The 22,668-nt window shown below is 62.1% G+C and carries 21 protein-coding genes; 5 read left to right on the forward strand and 16 right to left on the reverse strand.

Going from position 1 to position 22,668, the window contains the following annotated elements; translation table 11 throughout:
• Positions 1-137: 137 nt before the first annotated feature.
• The 10 genes from cysW to EL191_RS22725 all read right to left on the reverse strand — a co-directional run bounded on the left by cysW (position 138) and on the right by EL191_RS22725 (position 9,097).
• Positions 138-965 carry a sulfate ABC transporter permease subunit CysW gene (gene cysW, locus EL191_RS22680; RefSeq protein WP_017363899.1) on the reverse strand — a complete coding sequence of 276 codons (828 nt, stop codon included), beginning with the start codon at positions 963-965 and terminating at the stop codon, positions 138-140.
• Positions 962-1,801: a sulfate ABC transporter permease subunit CysT gene (gene cysT / locus EL191_RS22685; RefSeq protein ID WP_041980336.1), complete on the reverse strand. Its 840-nt coding sequence runs from the start codon at positions 1,799-1,801 to the stop codon at positions 962-964. The genes cysW and cysT overlap by 4 nt, the downstream gene beginning before the upstream one ends.
• Positions 1,802-2,022: 221 nt before the next feature.
• The gene (gene cysP / locus EL191_RS22690; protein WP_013717670.1) at positions 2,023-3,039 is read right to left on the reverse strand and encodes a thiosulfate ABC transporter substrate-binding protein CysP; all 1,017 of its coding nucleotides are present in this window, start codon (positions 3,037-3,039) and stop codon (positions 2,023-2,025) included.
• A 295-nt stretch (positions 3,040-3,334) separates the two neighbouring features.
• The gene (locus EL191_RS22695) at positions 3,335-3,550 is read right to left on the reverse strand and encodes a TOBE domain-containing protein (RefSeq protein WP_013717671.1); all 216 of its coding nucleotides are present in this window, start codon (positions 3,548-3,550) and stop codon (positions 3,335-3,337) included.
• An 89-nt stretch (positions 3,551-3,639) separates the two neighbouring features.
• Positions 3,640-4,440: an aliphatic sulfonates ABC transporter ATP-binding protein gene (ssuB, locus tag EL191_RS22700; RefSeq protein ID WP_041980337.1), complete on the reverse strand. Its 801-nt coding sequence runs from the start codon at positions 4,438-4,440 to the stop codon at positions 3,640-3,642.
• Positions 4,437-5,231, reverse strand: coding sequence for an aliphatic sulfonate ABC transporter permease SsuC (gene ssuC / locus EL191_RS22705; RefSeq protein WP_041980338.1), 795 nt, complete (start codon positions 5,229-5,231; stop codon positions 4,437-4,439). The genes ssuB and ssuC overlap by 4 nt, the downstream gene beginning before the upstream one ends.
• Before the next feature lie 233 nt (positions 5,232-5,464).
• On the reverse strand, positions 5,465-6,613 hold the full coding sequence (ssuD, locus tag EL191_RS22710; protein WP_041980339.1) for an FMNH2-dependent alkanesulfonate monooxygenase: 1,149 nt from the start codon (positions 6,611-6,613) through the stop codon (positions 5,465-5,467).
• Positions 6,614-6,786: 173 nt separating this feature from the next.
• Positions 6,787-7,752: a sulfonate ABC transporter substrate-binding protein gene (locus EL191_RS22715; protein WP_041980340.1), complete on the reverse strand. Its 966-nt coding sequence runs from the start codon at positions 7,750-7,752 to the stop codon at positions 6,787-6,789.
• A gap of 103 nt (positions 7,753-7,855) precedes the next feature.
• Positions 7,856-8,449 (reverse strand): NADPH-dependent FMN reductase, encoded by a 594-nt coding sequence (gene ssuE, locus EL191_RS22720; protein WP_041980342.1) that lies wholly within the window; start codon positions 8,447-8,449, stop codon positions 7,856-7,858.
• 9 nt (positions 8,450-8,458) lie between these two features.
• The gene (locus EL191_RS22725; protein ID WP_041980343.1) at positions 8,459-9,097 is read right to left on the reverse strand and encodes a peroxiredoxin; all 639 of its coding nucleotides are present in this window, start codon (positions 9,095-9,097) and stop codon (positions 8,459-8,461) included.
• A 116-nt stretch (positions 9,098-9,213) separates the two neighbouring features.
• Here EL191_RS22725 and EL191_RS22730 point away from each other — a divergent pair, with 116 nt between their 5' ends.
• A complete protein-coding gene (locus EL191_RS22730) occupies positions 9,214-9,669 on the forward strand; it encodes a GNAT family N-acetyltransferase (protein ID WP_041980344.1) in 456 nt (151 codons plus the stop codon).
• Here the strand turns inward: EL191_RS22730 and chrA are convergent.
• Entirely contained in the window at positions 9,664-10,998 is a 1,335-nt protein-coding gene (chrA, locus tag EL191_RS22735) for a chromate efflux transporter (RefSeq protein ID WP_041980345.1), read from the reverse strand. The genes EL191_RS22730 and chrA overlap by 6 nt on opposite strands.
• A 761-nt stretch (positions 10,999-11,759) precedes the next feature.
• Between chrA and EL191_RS22740 the strand changes: the two genes are divergently transcribed.
• Together EL191_RS22740 and EL191_RS22745 are read left to right on the forward strand one after the other, a co-directional pair.
• Positions 11,760-12,578 carry a hypothetical protein gene (locus EL191_RS22740; protein ID WP_126403527.1) on the forward strand — a complete coding sequence of 273 codons (819 nt, stop codon included), beginning with the start codon at positions 11,760-11,762 and terminating at the stop codon, positions 12,576-12,578.
• A 159-nt stretch (positions 12,579-12,737) separates the two neighbouring features.
• A complete protein-coding gene (locus tag EL191_RS22745; RefSeq protein WP_126403528.1) occupies positions 12,738-13,895 on the forward strand; it encodes a hypothetical protein in 1,158 nt (385 codons plus the stop codon).
• Positions 13,896-14,211: 316 nt separating this feature from the next.
• On the opposite strand, the gene EL191_RS22750 is transcribed toward EL191_RS22745, so the two are convergent.
• The 4 genes from EL191_RS22750 to EL191_RS22765 all read right to left on the reverse strand — a co-directional run bounded on the left by EL191_RS22750 (position 14,212) and on the right by EL191_RS22765 (position 18,155).
• Positions 14,212-14,943, reverse strand: a complete 732-nt coding sequence (locus EL191_RS22750; protein WP_041980347.1) for an ABC transporter ATP-binding protein — start codon at positions 14,941-14,943, stop codon at positions 14,212-14,214.
• A complete protein-coding gene (locus tag EL191_RS22755) occupies positions 14,940-15,770 on the reverse strand; it encodes an ABC transporter permease (RefSeq protein ID WP_041980348.1) in 831 nt (276 codons plus the stop codon). The genes EL191_RS22750 and EL191_RS22755 overlap by 4 nt, the downstream gene beginning before the upstream one ends.
• Positions 15,771-15,773: 3 nt before the next feature.
• A complete protein-coding gene (locus tag EL191_RS22760) occupies positions 15,774-16,766 on the reverse strand; it encodes an aliphatic sulfonate ABC transporter substrate-binding protein (protein ID WP_041980349.1) in 993 nt (330 codons plus the stop codon).
• Between the two features lie 69 nt (positions 16,767-16,835).
• Positions 16,836-18,155, reverse strand: coding sequence for an OprD family porin (locus EL191_RS22765; protein ID WP_041980350.1), 1,320 nt, complete (start codon positions 18,153-18,155; stop codon positions 16,836-16,838).
• A 488-nt stretch (positions 18,156-18,643) separates the two neighbouring features.
• On the opposite strand from EL191_RS22765, the gene EL191_RS22770 reads away from it, so the two are divergent.
• Complete coding sequence (locus EL191_RS22770; protein WP_041980351.1) at positions 18,644-19,603, forward strand: aliphatic sulfonate ABC transporter substrate-binding protein; 960 nt, start codon at positions 18,644-18,646, stop codon at positions 19,601-19,603.
• Positions 19,600-20,829, forward strand: coding sequence for an acyl-CoA dehydrogenase family protein (locus tag EL191_RS22775; protein WP_041980352.1), 1,230 nt, complete (start codon positions 19,600-19,602; stop codon positions 20,827-20,829). Before EL191_RS22770 ends, EL191_RS22775 begins: the two co-directional genes overlap by 4 nt.
• Before the next feature lie 595 nt (positions 20,830-21,424).
• On the opposite strand, the gene EL191_RS22780 is transcribed toward EL191_RS22775, so the two are convergent.
• Positions 21,425-22,666 (reverse strand): MFS transporter, encoded by a 1,242-nt coding sequence (locus EL191_RS22780; protein WP_041980353.1) that lies wholly within the window; start codon positions 22,664-22,666, stop codon positions 21,425-21,427.
• Positions 22,667-22,668: the final 2 nt, after the last annotated feature.

Here is a 22,668-nt window from a genome sequence, read left to right on the forward strand (position 1 = left end):
AGCGTCCCTAAACGGGTTACCACGCCCGAGCGTGGTAACGATCAAAACAACGCCGCTCCCGTAGGAGCGGCTTCAGCCGCGATAGGTCATGAAGGCCGTAGGGATGCCACTCTTCACATCCCAAGCGGCCACCCCGATCACGCCTCGGCGCGTTGCATCAGGCGGCGCTGGCGCCATTCCATGAAGGTCTTGAGGAACAGCGTGAGCAGCGCCATGCACGCCAGCAGCCCGGCCGCGGTGAAGGCGGCCGCCGGCTTGTAGTCGTTGTTGAGCTGGTCAACCAGCAGCGGCAACGTCAGGGTCTGGTTGATGATGGTGCCAGACACCACCGACACCGCGCCGAATTCGCCCACCGCGCGGGCGTTGGTGACGACGACACCATACAGCAGCGCCCACTTGATCTTCGGCAGACTGATGCGGCGGAAGATCTGCCAGCCGCTGGCGCCCAGGCACATCGCGGCGGTTTCCTCATCCTGCCCCTGCGTCTGCATCACCGGAATCAGGATGCGCGCCACATAGGGCGCGGTGACGAACACGGTGACCATGACGATGCCCGGCCAGGCGAACATCAGCTGCAGGCCCTGATCGTAGAACCAGCGGCCAATGAAGCTCTCCAGACCGTAGACCACCAGGTAGCAGAGACCGGCCACCACCGGCGACACCGCATAGGGAATGTCGATCAGGGTGGTCAGCAGCTTGCGCCCACGAAAATCGTAGTGGGTCACGCACCAGGCCAGGCAGATGCCGAAGCACAGGTTCAGCGGCACGGTGATCGCCGCTACCAACAGGGTCAGGCCGATGGCGTGGAGCATGTAGTCCTCGCCGAGGTTGCTCCACAGCAGGTCGAGCCCGCCGGCCAGCGCCTTGGTGAAGATCAGCGCCAGCGGCACCAGCAGAATCAGCGCCACGACCGTCAGACCGAGGATTACCAGCGCCCACTGGCGCCAATCTTGGGGCTTTTTCATCGACCTTGCCGTTGCCATGCGAACAGACGCCCCTGCACGACCTGCAGGAGGAACAGAAGAGTCAGCGACGCGAGCAGGATCACCGAAGCGATGGCTGCCGCCGCCGGGTAATTGAATTCCTGCAGACGGACGAAAATCATCAGCGAGCTGACTTCCGTCTGGTAGGGGATGTTGCCGGCGATCATGATCACCGCGCCGAACTCACCGAGGCTGCGGATGAACGCTTGCGAACCACCGGTGACCAGCGCCGGCGCCAGGGTCGGCAGGATCACCTTGCGGAAGGTCTGCACATGGCTGGCGCCGAGGGTGCGCGCAGCCTCTTCGTATTCCGAGCCGAGATCCTGCAGCACCGGCTGCACCGTGCGCACCACGAATGGAATGCTGGTGAAGACCATCGCCACCACGATACCGGCGTAGGCATAGGCCACCTTAAAGCCCAGCCACTGGCCGATCCAGCCGTTGGGCACCAGCAGCGCGGCGAGGGTCAGGCCCGCTACCGAGGTCGGCAGGGCGAAAGGCAGATCGACCAGCGCATCGACAATGCGCCGGCCAGGGAAATCGTAGCGGGTGATGATCCAGGCCAGCAGCAGGCCGATCACCAGCACCGCTATCGTCGAGTAGAACGCCGCAGAGATGGTCACCTTATAGGTCTGCACCACGCGCGGGTCGCTGATGGCGAACCAGTACTGGGCCCAGGTCATGTCGCTGACGTACAGCAGCAGCGCCGACAGCGGCAGCAGGATCACCAGCGAGAGGTACAGCACGCTGACGCCGAAGCTCAGGCCGAAGCCAGGCAGCAGCGGAGTCTGCAGGAAGAACAGCGTCGGTTTACTCACGAAAAAAGCTCGACTCTACAAATGCAGTTGGCCGCCAATAAGGCGGCCAACGGACCAGAAACTCAATAGCCCACGACGAATACAGCCCATGTGAGATCTCGCGAGCTAGAGCCCTGCAAGGCAAAAACAGGCGAGGGAGCGGAGTGTACTTTTGTACATGAGCATCCCGAGCCTGTTTTTAACGCCGCATGGCCGACGCGCAGCAGATCGTTGACGAGCGCTCAGCGGCCGGAGGCTAGAAGCTGGTCGAGGATACCACCGTTGTCAAAATGCTTGGCGGTGATCTCGTCCCAGCTGCCCAGCACCTCGGTCGGGTTGATCAGGCGCACCGGCGCGAACTGCGCCTTGGTCGCCTCGACCACTTCCGGATTGTGCACGCGGTAGTTGTAGCGAGTCAGCAGCTGCTGGATGTCCTTGCTGTACTGGAAGTCGAGGAAGGCCTTGGCCTGCTCGCGGGTACCGCGCTCATCGGCCACCTTGTCGACGATGGCCACCGGGAATTCGGCCAGTACGCTGACTTCCGGCACCACGATTTCCAGGTTGGCGGACTTGAACTCGTCACCCTTGGCGATGTTGATCACTTCCGATTCGAAGGTCAGCAGCACGTCGCCCTGACCGTTCTGGGCGAAGGCCACGGTGGCGCCACGGCCGCCGGTGGGGAAGTTCTCGACGTTCTTCAGCACCTTGCCGACGAAGGCCTTGACCTTCTCCTGGTCGCCGTTGAATTTCTCGTTGGCGAACAGCCAGGCGCCCAGATAGCTGTAGCGGGCGTTGCCGGAGGTTTTCGGGTTGGGGAATACCAGCTTCACGTCGTCGCGAATCAGGTCGTCCCAGCTCTTGATGTTCTTCGGGTTGCCTTCGCGCACCAGGAAAGCGGTGGTGCTGTAGTACGGCGAGCTGTTGTTGGGGAACTGCTGGGCCCAGTCTTTACGCAGCAGGCCGCGCTTGGCCAGGATGTCCACGTCGGTTACCTGGTTGAAGGTGACCACGTCGACCTTCTTGCCCTGGATGATGTCCTGCGCCTGACGCGAGGTACCGGCGAACGACTGGATGATCTTCACTTCCTTGCCGCTCTGCTGCTTCCAGTGCTCGACGAACAGCGGGTTGATCTCGCCGAACAGTTCGCGAGCGATGTCGTAGGAGGCGTTGTGGAATGGCGTATCGGCCGCAGCATGGCTCAGCGAGCCAGTCAGCAGGGTGGCGCTGGCCACGGTGGCCAGAAGGATCTTCTTCAGCATCTAAGGCGTCCTTATCGAAAGAGAAGCCTGCAGGCAGGCTATTTGATGGCGCGATTCTGCAGAAAAAACATATAGCTGAAAAATATCTTTTTCTTTTCTTCTTATAACCAATCTCTCTTTACCTGCGAAAACATCCTTCAGCTCATATCCGAAGGCTGCTCAGGCAGCCTCTCTTTGCTCGTTCCCACGCTCCCCGTGGGATGCATCCAGAGATGTTCTGCGTCAGATGCTGATGAAGCACCAGAGCACCCGGCACTGGCTCCCACGCTGGAGCGAGGGAGCCATCATCCGCCGATCAGAGCTTGGCGATGGACACCTCGGTGGATTTGACGAAGGCGATCACCTCGCTGCCCACCTGCAACTCCAGCTCACGCACGGAACGGGTGGTGATCACCGAGGTGACGATGCCGGCGGCGGTCTGTACGTCGATTTCCGACAGTACGTCGCCGATGATGATTTCCTTGATGGTGCCCTTGAACTGGTTGCGCACGTTGATGGCTTTGATGGTCATGGTGTTTCTCCTGATGGTCCACTGATGTAGCCCGGATGAAATCCGGGGAAATTGCATAACCGCTCCCGGATCGCATCCAGGCTACGGCGTCAAAGCGCCCAACGCAGTTGCGTGGGCAGGGGTGATACGGGTTCTGGTGGTGTGGGCAACTCCGGTTGCGCCAGCACGCGGTCGAGCACGCGCGCTTCCAGTGCCGCCAGCAACGGCGAGCCATGTGGGCGTGGGCGTACCAGTTGCACATCGAGGTCGAGGCCGATCTGGCCGTCCTCGATCAGGATCACCCGATCGGCCACGGCCACCGCCTCAGCCACGTCATGGGTGACCAGCAGTACGGTGAAGCCATGCTGCTGCCACAGGCGTTCGATCAGTTGCTGCATCTCGATGCGGGTCAAGGCATCCAGTGCACCCAGCGGCTCGTCGAGCAGCAGCAGGCGCGGCCGGTGGATCAGCGCCCGGGCCAGGGCCACGCGCTGCTTCTGCCCGCCGGACAGGGCTGCCGGCCATTCACCTGCGCGATCAGCCAGGCCGACTGCGGCCAGCGCTTCCTCGGCCTGCTGGCGCCAGTTGCCGGAAAGGCCTAGGCCGACGTTGTCGATCACCCGTTTCCAGGGCAGCAGACGCGAGTCCTGGAACATCAGGCGGATGTCCTCGCGCACCGCGTTGAGCGAGCCACTGCCGGCCAGCAACTGACCGCCGCTGGGTTGATCCAGGCCGGCCAGCAGGCGCAGCAGCGTGCTCTTGCCGCAACCGCTGCGGCCGACCACGGCGACGAACTGGCCGGCCGGGATATGCAGGTCGATGCCCTTGAGCACCTGGCGCTCGCCGAAGGATTTCTCGATCTTCTCGATCGCCAGCGGGATACCCTGGCGAATGCTGTGCAGTGCGGTCATTGGCCACCTGCCTTGGCCTGATAGGCCGGATGCCAGCGCAGCCACACACGCTCCAGCCCCCTGGCCGCGACGTCGGCCAGCTTGCCGAGCAGCGCGTAGAGCAGGATCGCCAGCACCACCACGTCGGTCTGCAGGAACTCGCGGGCGTTCATCGCCAGGTAACCGATGCCGCTGCTGGCGGAGATGGTCTCCGCCACGATCAGCGTCAGCCACATGAAGCCGAGGGCGAAACGTACGCCGACCAGGATCGACGGCAGCGCGCCGGGCAGGATCACCTGGCGGAACAGGGCGAAGCCGGACAGGCCATAGCTGCGCGCCATTTCCACCAGCGCCGGGTCGACGTTGCGGATGCCGTGGTAGGTGTTGAGGTAGATGGGGAACAGGGTGCCGAGCGCGACCAGGAACACCTTGGCCGCCTCGTCGATGCCGAACCAGAGGATCACCAGCGGGATCAGCGCCAGGTGCGGCACGTTGCGGATCATCTGCACCGAGCTGTCGAGAAAGCGCTCGCCCCATTTCGACAGGCCGGTGATAAAGCCCAGCAGCAGGCCGATACCGCCGCCAATGGCGAAGCCGATCCCGGCGCGCTGACCACTGATCGCCAGGTGCTGCCAGATTTCGCCGAAGGCCAGCAGCGCCCAGCCGGCGGCGAGCACGGCGCTGGGCGCCGGCAGGATACGGCTGGACAGCCAGCCGCTGGCCACCGCCAGCTGCCAGGCGGCCAGCAGCCCCAGCGGCAAGGCCCAGGGCGCGGCGCGCAGGGCCAGTTTGTTAAGGGTCGTTTTGCTCATGGTTGCCTCGAAAACCTTTGTAGCGTCTGTATTCCCCGGATTGCATCCGGGCTACATCTGCCCTCTCCCCAACCCTCTCCCACAAATGGGAGAGGGGGCTGATCGGCGCCGCTGGTTCGGCCGGAGTCCGGTTCATCCCCCCTCTCCCGCTTGCGGGAGAGGGGCTGGGGGAGAGGGTGCTTTTCAGTCCGTAGCCCGGATGCAATCCGGGAAAACCCGTACCCGCGCTTACCTCAACTCGCCGAAGCCGCCTTCGGCAAAATGTCGCTGGAGATCATTTCGCCGAACGGGCTGACATAGCCGCGACTCTCCGGGCGTTGCGGCTGGGCCACGTCCAGGTGCGGGAACAGCAGTTCGGCGACCCGGTACGACTCCTCCAGATGCGGGTAGCCAGAGAAGATGAAGGTGTCGATGCCCAGCTCCGCATATTCCCTGACCCGCGCCGCCACGGTCGGGCCATCGCCAACCAGGGCGGTGCCGGCGCCGCCGCGCACCAGGCCGACACCGGCCCAGAGGTTCGGCGACACTTCCAGGTTGTCGGTCTTGCCGCCGTGCAGGGCGGCCATGCGCTGCTGGCCGACCGAGTCGAAGCGCGCCAGCGAGGCCTGGGCGCGGTCGATGGTGTCCTGGTCCAGATGGCTGATCAGGCGATCCGCCGCCGCCCAGGCCTCCTCATTGGTCTCGCGCACGATCACGTGCAGGCGGATGCCGAAGCGCACTTCTCGCCCCTGCCTGCCAGCCTTTTCGCGCACCTGGGCGATCTTCTCGGCCACCGCAGCCGGCGGCTCGCCCCACGTCAGGTACAGCTCGACCTGCTCGGCGGCCAGATCCTGCGCCGCATCGGAGGAACCACCGAAATACAGTGGCGGACGCGGCTGCTGGATCGGCGGGTAGAGCAGCTTGGCGCCCTTCACCTGGATGTGCTTGCCGTCGTAGTCGACGGTTTCGCCCTCCAGCACGCGGCGCCAGATGCGGGTGAATTCGACCGACGCTTCATAGCGCTCGGCATGCGACAGGTGCAGGCCGTCGCCGGCCAGCTCGTCCGGATCGCCACCGGTCACCAGATTGAACAGCGCACGGCCGTTCGACAGGCGATCCAGGGTCGCAGCCTGGCGCGCGGCCACGGTCGGCGAAATGATCCCGGGGCGCAGGGCGACCAGGAACTTCAGGTTCTGCGTGACCGGGATCAGCGAAGCGGCCACCAGCCAGGAATCCTCGCAGGAACGCCCGGTGGGAATCAGCACGCCGCCGAAACCCAGGCGATCAGCCGCCTGGGCAATCTGCGCCAGATAGCCATGATCGACGGCGCGCGCGCCTTCGGCGGTGCCCAGGTACTTGCCATCACCATGGGTAGGCAGGAACCAAAAGATATTGAGGCTCATGGAGTTGTCTCCTTTCAGGAAATCGTCATAGCCCGGATCAATCCGGGAAATTCGCCCCCCAACCCTCGGCCCGACGGCGCGAGGGAGCTGGCCAGCGGCGCCGAAACGTCGTCGACCGTGATCGGCTCCCCTCTCCCGTTCACGGGAGAGGGGCTGGGGGAGAGGGCTAGGGTTTACTGGGCCTGCGCGACCTTGGCGGGCGGATTCCAGATCACATCCCTGATGGTCAGTTTCTTGGGGATCAGCTTCAGCTCGGTGAAGGTGTCGGCGATCTTCTGCTGCGCCTCGACCACCTCCGGGGTGATGAACTGCGCGCCGTAACCCTGGCGCTCAACGGCCTGGCGGGTGATCTCCGGGGACAGGCCGATCAGCGGCGCGACCTGACTGGTGGCTTCGTCGAGGTTGCCCTTGACCCACTCACCAACACCGCGAATTTCCTCGACCAGCGTGCCGATCACCTGCGGGTGCTGCTCGGCAAAGGTGCGGGTTGCCAGGTAGAACTGGTGGTTGTCGACCAGGCCAGTGCCGTCACGCAGGCTGCGGGCCTGCAACTGCTTCTCGGCGGCGGACTGGAAGGGGTCCCAGATCACCCAGGCATCGACGCTGCCACGCTCGAAGGCCGCGCGGGCATCGGCCGGCGGCAGGTAGACCGGGGTTATGTCGCTGTACTTGAGACCGGCGTCTTCCAGCGCGCGCACCAGCAGGTAGTGGACGTTGGAACCCTTGTTCAGGACGACCTTCTTGCCTTTGAGCTCGGCCACCGATTTGATCGGCGAGTCTTTCGGCACGAGGATCGCCTCACCACTTGGCGCTGGCGGTTCATGGGCAACGTAGAGCAGGTCGGCGCCAGCCGCCTGAGCGAAGACCGGCGGAGTTTCCCCGGTAACGCCGAAGTCCACGGAGCCGACGTTGAGGCCTTCGAGCAACTGCGGGCCGCCCGGGAACTCCGTCCACTTGACCTCCACGCCCTGCTCGGCCAGGCGTTTTTCCAGGGTGCCCTTGGCCTTCAGCAGTACCAGGGTGCCGTATTTCTGATAGCCGATACGCAATGTCTCGGCTTGAGCGTGAGTGATGGCGCCGAAAGAAATGGCCGCGGCAAACAGGGCGACCAGGCTTCGACGCAAAGTAATGGTGCGCATGGCACTCTCCCTTTGCGGTGATGTCTTGGTTGGCTACCTGCTTGCCCGTTGGCGGGCGAGTAAGGCGGGGTATTACGGGGCTTACAGTCGGGCAAAGCCCGTGTCAGATACTCCAGCAGGCGTTTACCAGCCGGTCGTTCAATACGTTCGGATCGATCGGCCTCGGCCGTCGCGCCAGGGCTGCGCCCAGTTGTTCCAGTGCCTCGTCGAGGCGTTCGCGCAACTCGTCGTCGATCTGCGCGGGCCTGTCCCCTTCCGGGTAGGCGATCTGTTTGTCCACGGCGAACACGCCGCTGAGCATTTCCTGTGCCTTCAGCGCGGCCAGTACCGGCTTGAGCGCGTAGTCCACCGCCAGCAGATGCGCCGGGCTGCCGCCACTGGCCAGGGGTAGAACCACCTTGTGCGCCAGAGCACGCTCGGGCAGCAGATCCAGCAACACCTTCAGCGCGCCGGTGAACGACGCCTTGTACACCGGCGTACCGACCACCAGGCCATCAGCGCTGGCCACCACAGCCTGTAAGTGCTGCACTGCCGGGCTGTCGAAGCGCGCATGCAGCAAGTCCTCGGCGGGGAAATCCCGCACCCGCAGCAGGCTCACTTCCACCTGATGCGCCTCGAGGCGCTGGCGGACGTAATCCAGCAGCACCTCGGTGCGCGAACGCGCCGCAGGGCTGCCGGAGAGCAACACGACGTGCATGCTGGTTCCTTATTCGTTCGGCTGCGGGGTCAGGCGCAGATAGGGTTTCACCGCGCGATAACCTTTCGGGAAGCGCTGGGCGATCTCGGCTTCGTCCTTGAGCGACGGCACGATCACCACCTCTTCACCGTCCTGCCAGTTGGCTGGCGTGGCCACCTTGTAGTTGTCGGTCAGTTGCAGCGAGTCGACCACGCGTAGGATTTCGTGGAAATTGCGCCCGGTACTGGCCGGATAGGTGATGGTCAGGCGCACTTTCTTGTTCGGGTCGATGACGAATAGCGAACGCACGGTCAGGGTGTCGTTGGCGTTCGGGTGGATCAGGTCGTAGAGGTCGGACACCTTGCGGTCGGCATCGGCGATGATCGGGAAGTTGACCGCCGTGTTCTGCGTCTCGTTGATGTCGTCGATCCACTTGATGTGCGAATCCACCGGGTCGACGGACAGGGCGATGGCCTTGACGCCGCGCTTGGCGAATTCATCCTTGAGCTTGGCGGTGAAGCCCAGTTCGGTAGTGCACACCGGCGTGAAGTCAGCCGGGTGAGAGAAGAGAATGCCCCAGCTGTCGCCCAGCCACTCGTGGAAACGAATGCGGCCTTCGCTGGAATCCTGCTCGAAGTCGGGGGCGATGTCGCCCAGGCGGATGGTCATGATCGTGCTCCTTGGCAGTAGCTTGCGTGGCGCTCACTATGCTCAGGAACAAAGAGAAACAAAAAGAATAAATAATGATTTATTTATAACCAAAACATCTTTAAAGAAAGACCGTCATGACCTCCCCAATCTTGCACGAGATTCCCAGCGAACAGGCGCCCATGGCGCTGCTGCTGGAAGCCGATCCCAGCACCGCCCTCATCGCCGGTTATTTACAGGACGGCCATTGCGTGGTCGCGCGCCTGGACGATGTGATCGTCGGCGTTTACGTGATCAAGGCGCTGACCGCCAACACCTGGGAGCTGATGAACATCGCCGTGGCGCCCGAACACCAGGGCCAGGGCATCGGCGCCCTGCTACTGCGCCACGCCATCGACCAGGCCCGGCAATTGGGGGCGAAGCGTCTGGAACTGGGCACCGGCAGCTTCGGCCATCAACTGACGTTCTACCAGCGCGCCGGCTTTCGCGTGGTGGCGGTGGAACCGGATTACTTCCTGCAGCACTATCCCGAGCCGTTGTTCGAGAATGGCCTGCAGCATCGGGATCGTTTGCGCCTGGCGTTGACGCTATAGCGCCAAGTGCACCGTCAGGCCGACCAGCGCACAGGCCACCAACGTCTCGATCACCCCACGTTTGAAGCCCAGCAACGCCACGCCCGCACCCAGGGTAATCAACGCCGACACCCAATCGAACGCACCAGCGAAGCCCTCGGGCCAGAGCACGTGATAACCGAAGAACAGCGCAAGGTTGAGGATCACCCCAACCACCGCAGCGGTGATCCCGGTCAACGGCGCAGTGAACTTCAACTGACCATGAGTCGACTCCACCAGCGGCCCGCCGGCGAGAATGAACAAGAACGACGGCAGAAAGGTGAACCAGGTGACCAGCACCGCCGCCAACGCACCGCTGGCGAAGGCCGAATCCCCTCCGAACAGCGGCTGGCCGTAAGCCCCCACGAAGGCGACGAACGCCACCACCATGATCAACGGCCCCGGCGTGGTTTCACCCAGCGCCAGGCCATCGATCATCTGCCGGGGCGTCAGCCAGCCGTAATGCTCTATGGCGCCCTGGTACACATAAGGCAGCACCGCATAAGCGCCGCCAAAGGTCAGCAGCGCCGCCTTGGTGAAGAACCAGCCCATCTGCGTCAGCGTGCCCTGCCAGCCGAACGCCAGGGTCAACAGGCCCATCGGCAGCAGCCAGAGCACCGCACCGGTCAGCAGGATCAACGCCAGGCGACTGGAGCGAAAATGCGTGTGCGCCAGACGCGTGTCGTCATCGATCAGCGCTGGCGCATGCGCCCCGCCCGCCTCGCCATGCCCGGCGCCGAGCGCGAAGTGCTGCGGCGCCAGCCGCCCGCCGATATACCCCACCAGCGCGGCGCCCAGCACGATCAGCGGGAACGGCAGTTGCAGCGCGAAAATGGCGACGAAAGCCGCCGCCGCGATGGCCCACAGCCAGACGTTCTTCAACACCCGCCCGCCGATGCGCCAGGCCGCCTGCACCACGATGGCCGTCACCGCCGGCTTGATGCCATAGAAGATCCCCGCCACCAGCGGCACATCGCCGAACACCAGATAGACCCAGGACAGCACGATCAGGATCAGCAACGACGGCAACACGAACAGCACCCCGGCGATCACCCCGCCCCAGGTGCGGTGCATCAGCCAGCCGATATAGGTGGCCAACTGCTGCGCTTCCGGCCCCGGTAGCAACATGCAGTAGTTCAGCGCATGCAGAAAGCGCCGTTCGGACAACCAGCGGCGCTTCTCCACCAACTCCTGATGCATGATCGAAATCTGCCCGGCCGGCCCACCGAAGCTGATCAACCCCAGCTTCAACCAGAACCAGACCGCCTGCAGCAAACTGACCGGGGCGGGACGTTCAGAGGAATCGGGCATTAGAAGCTCCAGCGGCTGCAAATCGACCGGCCACTATAGCCACGAAACATGACAGCCGCGCGACACCGCACGAAAAATCACCAGCCAAGCGCAGCCCTTGCCCCACCTGGCCTGGATGAGTTTTCCCGCATGTTATCCACAACGCTTTCCCCAGATTCTGTGCACGACACCCGGCAACACGCCCCCGCCCTGCTCAGCAGTTGAAAACCAGAGCCAAGTGATTGATTAAAAGCGATATTCCGCCTGGCGATAACGCCAGTACAACGTCATTGGACAAAAATTGAACGGCCTGCCGAGGCCCGCTTGAATGCTAGGCGCGAAGCGCTTTTGCAAAGGTTATCCACAGCGCTGTTAACAGAATTTGTGGGTGGGTTCGGGGCGGTCTGGAGCGGCGTTTCTCCAACAGCAAATCACATGCATGGCATTTTGCCCACGAAGCATGGACAGCCTTGCGTTGGATGGACTAGGTTCTGGCTTGATTCTGCTGGAGCAGTGATCTAGCAGATTGGGCTTGCCGTTATCTCTGTCGTGTTTCCCCCAGAGGCTGTCGCGCTTAACGCGTCCCCTTATGCGAGACAAGGACTTGAAGGACGACAAGGAAGGTTATGTGACAGTTCGTGTGTAACCACGACACAGATGTCGCCTAATAAATAAATTGTTAGAACGCTATGGAACCAAACAACAGTCCCTCTCCCGATAGCGCAGTCGAGTACGTTCGACGGCGCGAATTCACAAATCGCCTCATAGAGATGTACCTGTGGATGATTGCTGCCCTCGTGGTCGCCGGTGGCATACTCTTCGACATACTCGCTAATCAAGGAAGACTACTTGAAGTAATCTCCGTCCGATACGCTGAATTCCTTCTTGCGTTTGCAACACTCTTCTTTCCGTTGGTTTTCCGCCTAATCTTCGGAGCACTTCCTCTCGAGTCACTCCGGCGAAAACGCGCACAACGGCAACTTGAATCACCAACGCACCCTGTCGAAACTCAAGCCACCGCAGACATTCACACGGCTGAGATCCGTATGTTATCTGATGACTTAAGCACGGATGCATTGTCCTCCTCACCTCCGACAAAGTTATTTGCCTACTACGCGGCCAGCTCTAGGCGGTTGTCTCAAAGCATCTACAGCCGGGCAGGTGTCTACTTACTAGTCGGTGTGTTCGTGGCGTTCTCCGGCCTCGCATTTTTCTATGCACAAACAGCTCAACTGGCACCGAGTTCGCTAGAAGGCATGACCTTACTGATAACCCTTGCTCCGAAGTTTGGAATTCTATTCTTCATCGAACTCGTGGCCTTCTTCTTCCTTAGGCAATATCGCGCAGCAATGGATGAGTTTCGCTACTATGAGGCGATCAAACGCAATCGAGAAGAGACGCTTGCACTCATTCGTATCACTGCAGATAGCGAAAAGCCAATCGACCCAATTGATCTCGTCAAAAACGAATCATTCTACTCGAAAGCGGGAGTACTCAGAAAGGATCAATCTACAGAGATTATCGAATCACGAAAACTCGAAAAGAATGAGCTCGATCTCCTAGAAAAGGTCATTGACGTAGTGTCCCGAAGTAAGAAATAACGCTCAAACTAGGGAAAGCAGTGAACCGTAGGAAAGGGGACAGATTTGTTTTCTGATGCAGGCCAATAAATAAATCTGTCCCCTCCCCACCAAAAACTACGCTTTTACTCGCAGGTTAGCACAACCGTTGCACCTCTTTATCATTTAAGGACATCAGCGATGTCATCGGATAAATCAATAATACCTGCGGCAACGCTGTTTCCCTATAATGCTGGCCCTAAAGTCAGAGACTTTGCCACTTCGCTACTTTTTCACGAAAAACTCAATATCTGCCTACCAGGCTGGGTGAGCAACAATCCGTTAGACGCGTTCTACAAAACAGGAGCGCGAGCGCAGAAGACCGCTCATAGACTAAGCAGTCTTTTTGACTTTGTTTTTCATAACTTCCATACAGCCCAAGAAGTCGCGACTAGAGAAACAGAACACCTAATACCTCTTCAAGGCAGAATTTCCAATATCCTCTTGGTTCACCCCGGCACTCCTGAAAATTACAGCCGATGGGAGCCATTTCATGAAAAGTGCTTTCCAATCGCCGCACATGCACTTGAAAATATACATGTGCTGCACGCAGCAGTAATTGAGTTTATTTTTAGGATTTATGAACTCTACTTAATAGAAAATGAAGACCCGGACAAAGTCCTCGAAAAACTCGATGCTCGCGCGAAGGCGATTGGAGGAGATTCATATTTATTGGTGGAGTGCGCCCTTCACCGATTCACCATTCCCTCCCATGGCGTTGATGAATGGGTAACTGATTTGCCCCATATCCCGGCAGTGCTTGCGGAAATTGGAGATAATGACTCTCCATCTGAAAGAATAGATGATATTCGATCTTCTGGCTTGTCATTTCACATTTTTGATTATTTATTGCGGCCTTATGCCCCACGCCTCGACTCGCTAGGTATAGAGCAAATAATATACCTGTTTGAAAATCATGGGAACGAGCTCATTAAAATGCGAGCAAAGTGTTCCACGGAAGCACTTTCCCTAGTGCAAAGCATGCCATCTAGCGCTCAAGCCAAAGACATGCTAAAGGCTACACTTCTAAAGTTCGAAGAGGAAGTAAGTCATATCGCAAGAATCAACAAAAACTCGTTCAACGACATGATGAAAAAAATCCTAGAGGACAATACCAGCTGGGCGACATTTGCAGGATTTCTAGGCGCCGGTGTTACGGGAATGCCTGCAACACTGGTCGCAACGCTCGGGATAGCTGCATTTTCAACTTTAGGCGCAAACGCAATCAAAGCAAAGTCTGATCGTGATCGCACGTTAAAGTCTTCTCCATGGGCATTCGTTCACTATATCAACAAATAAGAAATTACCGTTTTAGTGCTACCCATATGCCTGTATTCAAAGCTGAAGTGTAAAACCCAGAAAGCAGGCTGGGTGGCACAACGCAATACCCGGGGCAATCGTGATGATGGGGTTCGCGGTGCTCTATCCATCCTACGGCCTGAACAGAACGCCTTCAGCCGAATGAAACGTTCGGTTTCATACCCGCAATAACCTCTGAGCCTAGCCCTGACAAAGCCCCCGGATTTCATCCGGCTACAAAAGCCTGCGCGTGCGGCGCGAACAAAAAAAATCGGGCCTGACGGCCCGAAAAAGTACTCCACCTTGAAGAGTTCGTTTACAGCACGTGCGACTGGTACAGCTCAGTCAGCGCCTCGCCGCGCAGGTAGGCCAGCTCCGCCGAGCGGCGGTCGCGGGGGCGGGCCAGGGGCACGGCCAGTTCGCGTTGCAGACGGCTTGGTGTGCCGCCGAGGATCAGCACGCGGTCGCTGAGGTAGAAGGCTTCGTCGAGGTCATGGGTGACCAGCAGCACGGCAATCTCGTAGCGGGCGGCAAGCTCCACCACCAGATCCTGCAGTTTCATGCGGGTGAAGGCGTCCACCGCGCTGAAGGGCTCATCCAGCAGCAGCACTTGTGGTTTGCCATACAGGGCGCGGGCGATGGCCACGCGTTGGGCCTGGCCGCCGGATAGGTGTTTGGGCAACGCCTCGCCACGCCCGTGCAGGCCGACGTCACGCAGCAGTTGCTGCACCCACGCGTCGTCGGCCACCCAGCCATCGGCGAAGCCGACGTTCTGCGCCACGCTGAGCCAGGGCATCAGCCGGGGCTCCTGGAATACCACGCCGATGCCGCTACCACGGCCAAAGTTGAGCAGCGGGTTGAGTTCCAGCCCGCCCTGGTAGTCCTGATCCAACCCGGCGGCGATGCGCAGCAGGGTGCTCTTGCCGCAGCCGGAAGGGCCGAGCAGGCTGACCACTTCGCCAGCGGCCAGGCTCAGGCTGACGTCTTCGAGCACACGCACGTCAGCGAAGGCCTTGTGGATCTTCTGCAGTTTCAGTAGCGCACTCATGCTCCGTCCTCCCCGCCCTGATAACTGTCGCGCCAGCGCAGGGCGCGGGTTTCCCAGGCCTTGAGCAGGCTGTCGCTGAGTTTGCCGAGCAGCGCCAGCAGCAGGATCGCGGCGATCACCAGATCCGGCCGCGAGGTTTCCCGGCCGTCGCTGAGCAGGTAGCCGAGGCCACGGGTGGCGGCGATCAGTTCGGCGGCGACGAGGAACATCCAGCTCAGGCTGAGCGCGCCGCGCAGGCCAGTGAACAGGCTCGGCAGCGCAGCGGGCAGCAGAATGCGGCGCACCAGCGCCAGGGACGAAAGGCCGTAGAGCCGGCCCACTTCCACCAGTTTGCGGTCGATGTTGCGGATGCCGGCGAGCAGCGCCAGGTACACCGGGAAGAAGGCGCCGAGGGCGATCAGCACGATCTTCGGCGTTTCGTCGATGCCCAGCCAGAGCAGCAACAACGGCACCCAGGCCAGGCTGGGAATCGCCCGTAACGCCTGGAAGGTCGGTTCCAGATAGGCTTCGGCGCGGCGGCTGAGGCCCACCCAGGTGCCGATGACGATGGCCAGCGCAGCGCCGATGGCAAAACCGGCGCCGACGCGCAGCAGGCTGGCGTTCAGATGCCGCCACAGCTCGCCGCTCTGCGCCAGCAGGTACAGCGTTTGCGCCACCTGGCTCGGCGCAGGCATCTGGTGCGCGGGCAATACGCCGCTGCGCACCAGGGTTTCCAGCAGAGCCAGAATCAGCAGGGGCACCACCCAACCACGCAGGTCGGTCAGTGCCGGCCGCCAGCCTGGAAGCCGTTCGGCCCAGCGACCGATGACGAGGTTGAGCGCGCCCATCGGTCAGTTCCCCGCCTTGGCGACGTTCTGGCCGATCACCTGGGCGGCCAGTTGCGGCTGGATCAGTTGGTCGACCACCTGGGCCACGTCGGTACCCGGACGCACCAGTTGCTCGTCGAGCAGGATGGGCGCGGCAGCTTTCAGCGCCTTGATGTGTTCGGCGCCCGGCTGCGGGTTGCTGAAGTCGGTACGCGACAGTTGCAGCTTGGCCACTTCCAGCGGCAGTTTGGCTTCGTCGGCGAGCAACTGGGCCAGAGCATCGGGGTTGGCGATGGCCCACTGGCGCGCCTGCTCGTAGGCGGCGATCACCTGCTTGATCAGCTCGGGCTGCTCCTTGGCGAACTTTTCGGTGACGCTGAGCACGCTGTAGCTGTTGAAGTCACGGTTGCGGTACAGCAGGCGCGAACCAGCCTGCAACTCGCTGGCGGCCATCAGCGGGTCGAGCCCGGCCCAGGCCTGCACGTCACCGCGCTCCAGGGCGACGCGACCGTCTGGGTGTTGCAGGTGGACGATTTCCACGTCGTTCTTGTCCAACCCTGCCTTCTGCAGGCTTTGCAGGAGGAACAGGAAAGGGTCGGTGCCCTTGGTGGCGGCGACCTTTTTACCCTTGAGGTCGGCCAGCGACTGGACGGGCGAGTCCTTGGGCACCACCAGCGCTGTCCACTCCGGACGACTGGCAACGTAGACGGTGTTGATCGGCGCGCCGTTGGCGCGGCTGAGCACGGCGGCCAGGCCGGCAGTGGAGGCGAAATCGGTGCTACCGCCGTTGAGGTATTCCAGCGAGCGGTTGCTGCCCTGGCTGAATACCCATTTGACGGCGATGCCCTGCGGCGCGAGGGCTTTCTCCAGCAAGCCCTGCTGCTTGAGCACCAGGCTGGTGGGGGCGTAGTAGGCGTAGTCCAGGCGGACTTCTTTCGGTGGTGCGGCATGTACGGCGGCTGGCAACCAGGCGGCAAACAAAGCCGCCAGGCCAACGCGCAAGGCATTCTTCTTCATGGTCATCTCCTCGTGGAAGAACAGCCTTCCGGCCCGTTGGCGGGCCGGTCAGGAGATGGCGAAACGGCGTTACAGCAGAGTCAGGGTGTAGCTCAGAATCAGGCGGTTCTCGTCAGTGTCGGTGGTGAAGTTGCCGCGCTGGGTCGCGTTGCGCCAGGACACGCCCAGACCTTTCAACGGGCCATCCTGCAGGGTGTAGTCGAGGCGGAAATCGCGTTCCCATTCCTTCAGATCACCGTTGGCAGAATCGATATTGTCGCCCTTGAGGTAAGCGACGCTGGCCTTCAGGCCCGGTACGCCAAGCTTGGTGAAGTCATAGCCGTATTCGGCCAGCCAGGTGCGCTCGCCGGCGTTCTGGAACTTGCCGATCTGGCGGTCGGTGATCAGGTAGGACGAGGAGCCGCCGCCCTGGTTGAGGAACGGGAAGGCGCTGTCGCCTTCGACCTGCTGGTAGCCCAGGCTGGCGAAGTGGCTGCCCAGGGTGTAGGTGAGCAGCGCGCTCCAGGTCTGGTTGTCGACCTCACCGGTGCTGCTATCACCAGCACGCCAGTAGCCGGCGCTGCGGTAGCCATCGGCACGGCCGGAGGCGCTGCCGTTCTTGCCGTCGGAGTTGCTGTCGAAGTAACGCAGGTCCGTCTTCAGCGAACCCGGGCCGATCGCCCAGTTGTGCACCAGGCCGAGGAAGTGCTGTTTGTAGAAGTCTTCCAGGTTGCCGTAGTAGTACTGCAGCGTCAGGTCCTTGGTCAGCTTGTAGTCACCACCGGCGAAGTAGAACTTGTTGGTGTCGGCGTCACCGGTGGCGCCGGCGATACGCAGAGAGATGTCGTCGGTGGAGCTACGGGTCTTGGTGCTTTCCAGCTGGCCCGCGGTCAGGGTCAGGCCATCGATCTCGTTGGAGGTGATCTGCCCGCCTTCAAAGGTCTGCGGCAGCAGGCGGCCGTCGTTGAAGGTCACCACTGGCAGCTTCGGCAACAGGGTGCCGATACGCGCCTCGGTCTTGGACAGACGCACCTTGGCGGTCACGCCGGCCTTGCTGTAGTCGTCCACGGCGCTGCCGTCGCGCTCCAGCGGGAACAGCTGACCGGGGGTGCGATCACGCCCGGTCTTGCTCGCGGTGCCCCCGGAGTCCAGCTTCACACCGAGCAGGCCGATGGCGTCGAGGCCGAAGCCAACGGTGCCTTCGGTAAAACCGGAGCTGTAATTGAAGATGAAGCCCTGGCCCCATTCCTGCGCCTCGCCGTTGTTGTTGGCGGTGTTCTTGGTGTTGAGGTCGTAATAGAAATTGCGCAGGCCGAGGCTGGCCTTGCTGTCTTCGATAAAACCGGCGGCAGTGGCCTGGTTGGCGATGGCGGCCAGCGTGACGGCCAAGGCCAGGGTGGATTTTTTCATGCTCGATGCTCCAAGTGCTCTGTGTGCTGTTCTGGGGTTGGCACTGCACAGGGGCTCGGCAGGACAGCGGACGTGGCGCTGGTCTCGGCGGATTGGCAAAAGAGCCCCTGATTCGGGCCCGATGCGGTGGTCCGCTGTCGGCTGGTGGCTAATCTACGAGACGAGCGTTAATCCCTAAAAAGAATTATTTTTCACCTTGTAGTAACTAAAAAGAATATACGCTTGATCCCGATGCAACTCGCTGCGTAGGAGCCGATTCATCCGCGAATCCTGCGAGCCACTTCTGACGGCTTGCTTCGCCAGCCCGCACAGGGCCCCCGCCGCGCCTGACAAACTGGCCTTAGCTAATTCCTAAAAATTATTTAACAACTGCTTTTTATATCGACTAGCTTCTCTCCACCGGATCACCGGACTTCTTTCCTAAACACTGAAGTACGCGTGATCCGCCGCAACCCCATGGCCGGCACGTGTTCATATCGAGAGCCGCCATGACCAACACCCCTTCCAAACGCAGCACACTGATCGCCGCCTCGCTGGCCATCGGCCTGCTCGTCGCTCCGCTCACCGAGGCCGCCGAGCAACTGCGCATCGGCTACCAGAAATCCTCCACACTGATCAGCCTGCTGAAGAGTCAGGGCACCCTGGAAAAAGCCCTGGCCGATCAGGACGTCAGCATCAGCTGGCACGAATTCCCCAACGGCCAACCGCTGCTGGAGGCGCTCAACGTCGGCAACATCGACCTCTCCGCCGATGTCGCCGACACCGTGCCGGTGTTCGCCCAGGCCGCCGGTGCTGACCTCGCCTACTTCGCTCAGGAAGCGCCCTCTCCCTGCGCGCAGGCGATCATCGTGCGCGAGGATTCACCGATCAAAAACCTGGCTGACCTCAAGGGCAAGAAGGTCGCCGTGACCAAGGCAGCCGGCGTGCACTACCTGCTGATCGCTGCGCTGAACAAGGCTGGCCTGAAATTCAGCGACATCGAACCCGCCTACCTGACCCCGGCCGACGGCCGCGCCGCCTTCGAGAACCGCAAGGTGGACGCCTGGGTCACCTGGGAGCCCTTCCTCAGCGGCGCGCAGCAGCAGTTGCCGACGCGCATCCTCGTCGACGGCAAGGGCCTGGCCGACTACCAGCGCTACTACCTGACCAGCGCCACCTTCGCCAAGAGCCACCCGCAGGTACTGCAGACCGTGTTCGCCGAACTGGTGAAGACTGGCGACTGGCTGCGCGCCAACCCGCGTCAGGCCGCTGAAATCCTCGGCCCGCTGTGGGGCAACCTCGACCCGGCCATTGTCGAGAAAGCCAACGCAAAGCGCAGCTATCAGGTGCGCCTGGTGCAGCCGGACAGCCTCGCTGAGCAGCAGAAGATCGCTGATGCCTTCTACAGCGCCAGCCTGCTACCGACCTCGGTGGATGCCCGCGAAGTCAGTATCTGGAGCCCGCAATGAGTGCCGAAGCCCGTCTGCACCCCAGCCTCCGTGACGAGCCGCTGTTCGCCGCGCACCTGTTCCCCGTGGACTTCGGCAGCCGCACGGCCAAGGTCGAACGCCTGGCCCGGCGCCTGGCAGCCAGCGCGGTGGAGCGTGATCGTGCAGGGGGCAGCGCCCAGGCCGAACGCGAACTGCTGCGCGACAGCGGTCTGCTGACCCTGGCCGTGCCGCAGCAGTACGGCGGCCAGGGCGTGGTCTGGCCGGAGATCTACCGCATCGTGCGCTACCTGGCGGCGGTGGACAGCTCGCTGGCCCACCTGTTCGCCTTCCAGCACCTGCAGGTGGCGACCATCCAGCTGTTCGGCAACCCAGATCAGCAGCGCCACTGGCTGACGCGCACGGTGCAGGAGCGCTGGTTCTGGGGCAACGCCACCAACGGTCGCGACACCGGCCTCAAACTCAGCCCACGCGAAGAGCATTACGAGCTCAATGGCAGCAAGTCGTTCTGCTCCGGTGCCCTCGGCGCCGACGCGCTGGTGGTCAGCGCACCGCGCGGCAAGAACCCGGAGGATCGCGTGTTCATCGTGCTGCCCAGCCAACGCGAGGGGCTGGCGTTGAACAGCGACTGGGACGGCTTCGGCCAACGCCAGACCGACAGCGGCACGGTGCAGTTCGAGCAGGTATTCGTCGACGCCAGCGAGCTGCTCGGCCCGGTCGGCCCCAGCCCACGCACCACGCTGCGCGCCTGCCTGTCGCAATTGATCCTCACCCAGCTCTACCTGGGCAACGCTCAGGGCGCGCTGGACGCCGCGCTGCGCTACACCCGCGAGCAGAGCCGCGCCTGGCCGGCGTCGGGCGTGGCCACTGCCAGCGACGATCCATTCATCCAGCAACGCTACGGAGAGCTGTGGCTGCGCTACCGCAGCGCCCTGCCCTTGGCCGAGCACGCCGCCCAGCGCCTGCAAACCGCCTGGGAGAAACCGGCACTGACCGCCGCCGAACGTGCCGAAGTGGCGCTGGCCATCAGCGAGGCCAAGGTGGTGGCGGTGCGCGCCGCCCTCGATATCACCAGCCAGATCTTCGAAGCCATGGGCGCCCGCGCCACCAGCTCGCGCTACGGTTTCGACCGCTTCTGGCGCAACGTGCGCGTGCACAGCCTGCACGATCCCATCGACTACAAGGTGCGCGACCTCGGCCATTGGCTGCTCAGCGGCCAGGGCCCGCAACCATCGCTGTACGGCTGATCGGGCTGGCCAACTCGGAGCCAGACTGTAGGAGGAGCTTTAGCCGCGACCCTGTCGTGAATGCAAACCGGTGACGGGATTGTCCCGGCTTGCATTCGGCCAGCCTTACGCTCCAGCAGCCAAAGCGAGCGGGCGAAAAATCATCAACCCCGCTCAGCCCTTGCCCCACCTGACCTGACCGCGTTTTCCCGCATCTTATCCACAATGCTTTCCCCAGATTTTGTGCACGACGCCCGCCAAGGCGCACCTGCCCTGCTCGATTGTTGGAAACTCAAGCCAAGTGATTGATTAAAAGCGATATTCCGCCTGGCGATAACGCCAGCAAAGCCTAATTGGGCAAAAACTGAGCGCCCCGCCGTGACCCGCCTGGATGCTAGGCGCGGAGGGCTTTTGCAAAGGTTATCCACAGCGGTATTAACAGAATTTGTGGGTGGGTTTGGGATGGGCCTGGATCGCACCTCTGGCACGAGAAACGCGTAGGACGTACCGGAACGCCGGCCGCTCGGAAGCAGTACGCCGATGATGTGTTGGATGCAGGTTACTGTCTCGGTACGGCCTGGCGGGCTGCTCGCTTCGCGAGCGAGGCCGCCCTACGTCAGGCCACTTTACTCGGCGAGGCATCCTCGAAACGGTCGACCTTGCGCAGGCTCTTGAAGCCGAGCATCCAGCCGCCGGTCACGGTCAGGGTGCAGGCGCAGCCGAGCAGCGCAGCCGGCACCACGCCGAACCAGGCGGCGCTTGTGCCGGCACGAAATTCGCCCAGTTCGTTGGAAGAGCCGATGAACAGCATGTTCACCGCATTGACCCGGCCACGCATGGCGTCCGGGGTGGAGAACTGCACCAGGGATGAGCGGATGTACATGCTCACCATGTCCGCACCACCGGCCACCACCAGCGCGGCGAAGGACAGCCAGAACAGGCTGGACAGGGCGAACACCAGGTTGGCCAGGCCGAACAGCGCCACCGCGCCGAACATCACCAGGCCGACATGACGGTTGAACGGTTTCATACTTAGATACAGGCCGACCGACACTTCGCCGATGGCCATGGCGCTGCGCAGCAGGCCCAGGCCGGTCGGCCCGACTTCCAGCACCTCCTGGGCGTAGATCGGCAGCAGCGCGATTACCCCGCCGAGCAGCACGGCGAACAGGTCCAGCGAGATGGTGCCGAGGATGATCGGCCGCGTGCGGATGAAGTGGATGCCCGCGGTAAAGCGCTTCCAGGCGGTAGCTTCCAGCGCCTGCATCTTTTCCGCATAGCGCACGGGCACCCGCAACATCAGAGCGGTGCCGGCGAGGAAGCAGGCCAGACACACCGAGTAGGTCAGCCCGCCGCCACCGATGGCGTAGAGGCCACCGCCAATCACCGGGCCGGAGATGGTCGCGCCGCGCATGATCATGCTGTTGGCGGCGATGGCCGCAGCCAGACGCTCGCGCGGCACGATCTGCGGCAGCAGGCTCGACAACGCCGGGCCGGTGAAGGCGCGGCCACAGCCGTACAGCACCAGCACGGCGTAGTACCAGGCGACCGGCGCCCCACTGAGCGACAACCATAACAACGCCCCGGCGCACACGCCTTCGACCAGCCAACTGAGCATCAGGATCAGCTTGCGATCGTAACGGTCGATCAGATCGCCAGCCGGCATCAGCAGCACCAGCATGGGAATGAACTGAGCCAGGCCGACATAGGCCAGCGACAGCGGGTCGCGCGTCAGGTCGTAAACCTGCCAGGCCACGACGATGGCCTGAATCTGTACGGCGAACACCACCACGATGCGGGCAATGAGAAACGGCAGGAAACCGGGAAGCCGGTAGACGGAAACGGGGGCAGCGGACACGG

The organism is Pseudomonas mendocina, from assembly GCF_900636545.1.
Taxonomy (GTDB): domain Bacteria; phylum Pseudomonadota; class Gammaproteobacteria; order Pseudomonadales; family Pseudomonadaceae; genus Aquipseudomonas; species Aquipseudomonas mendocina.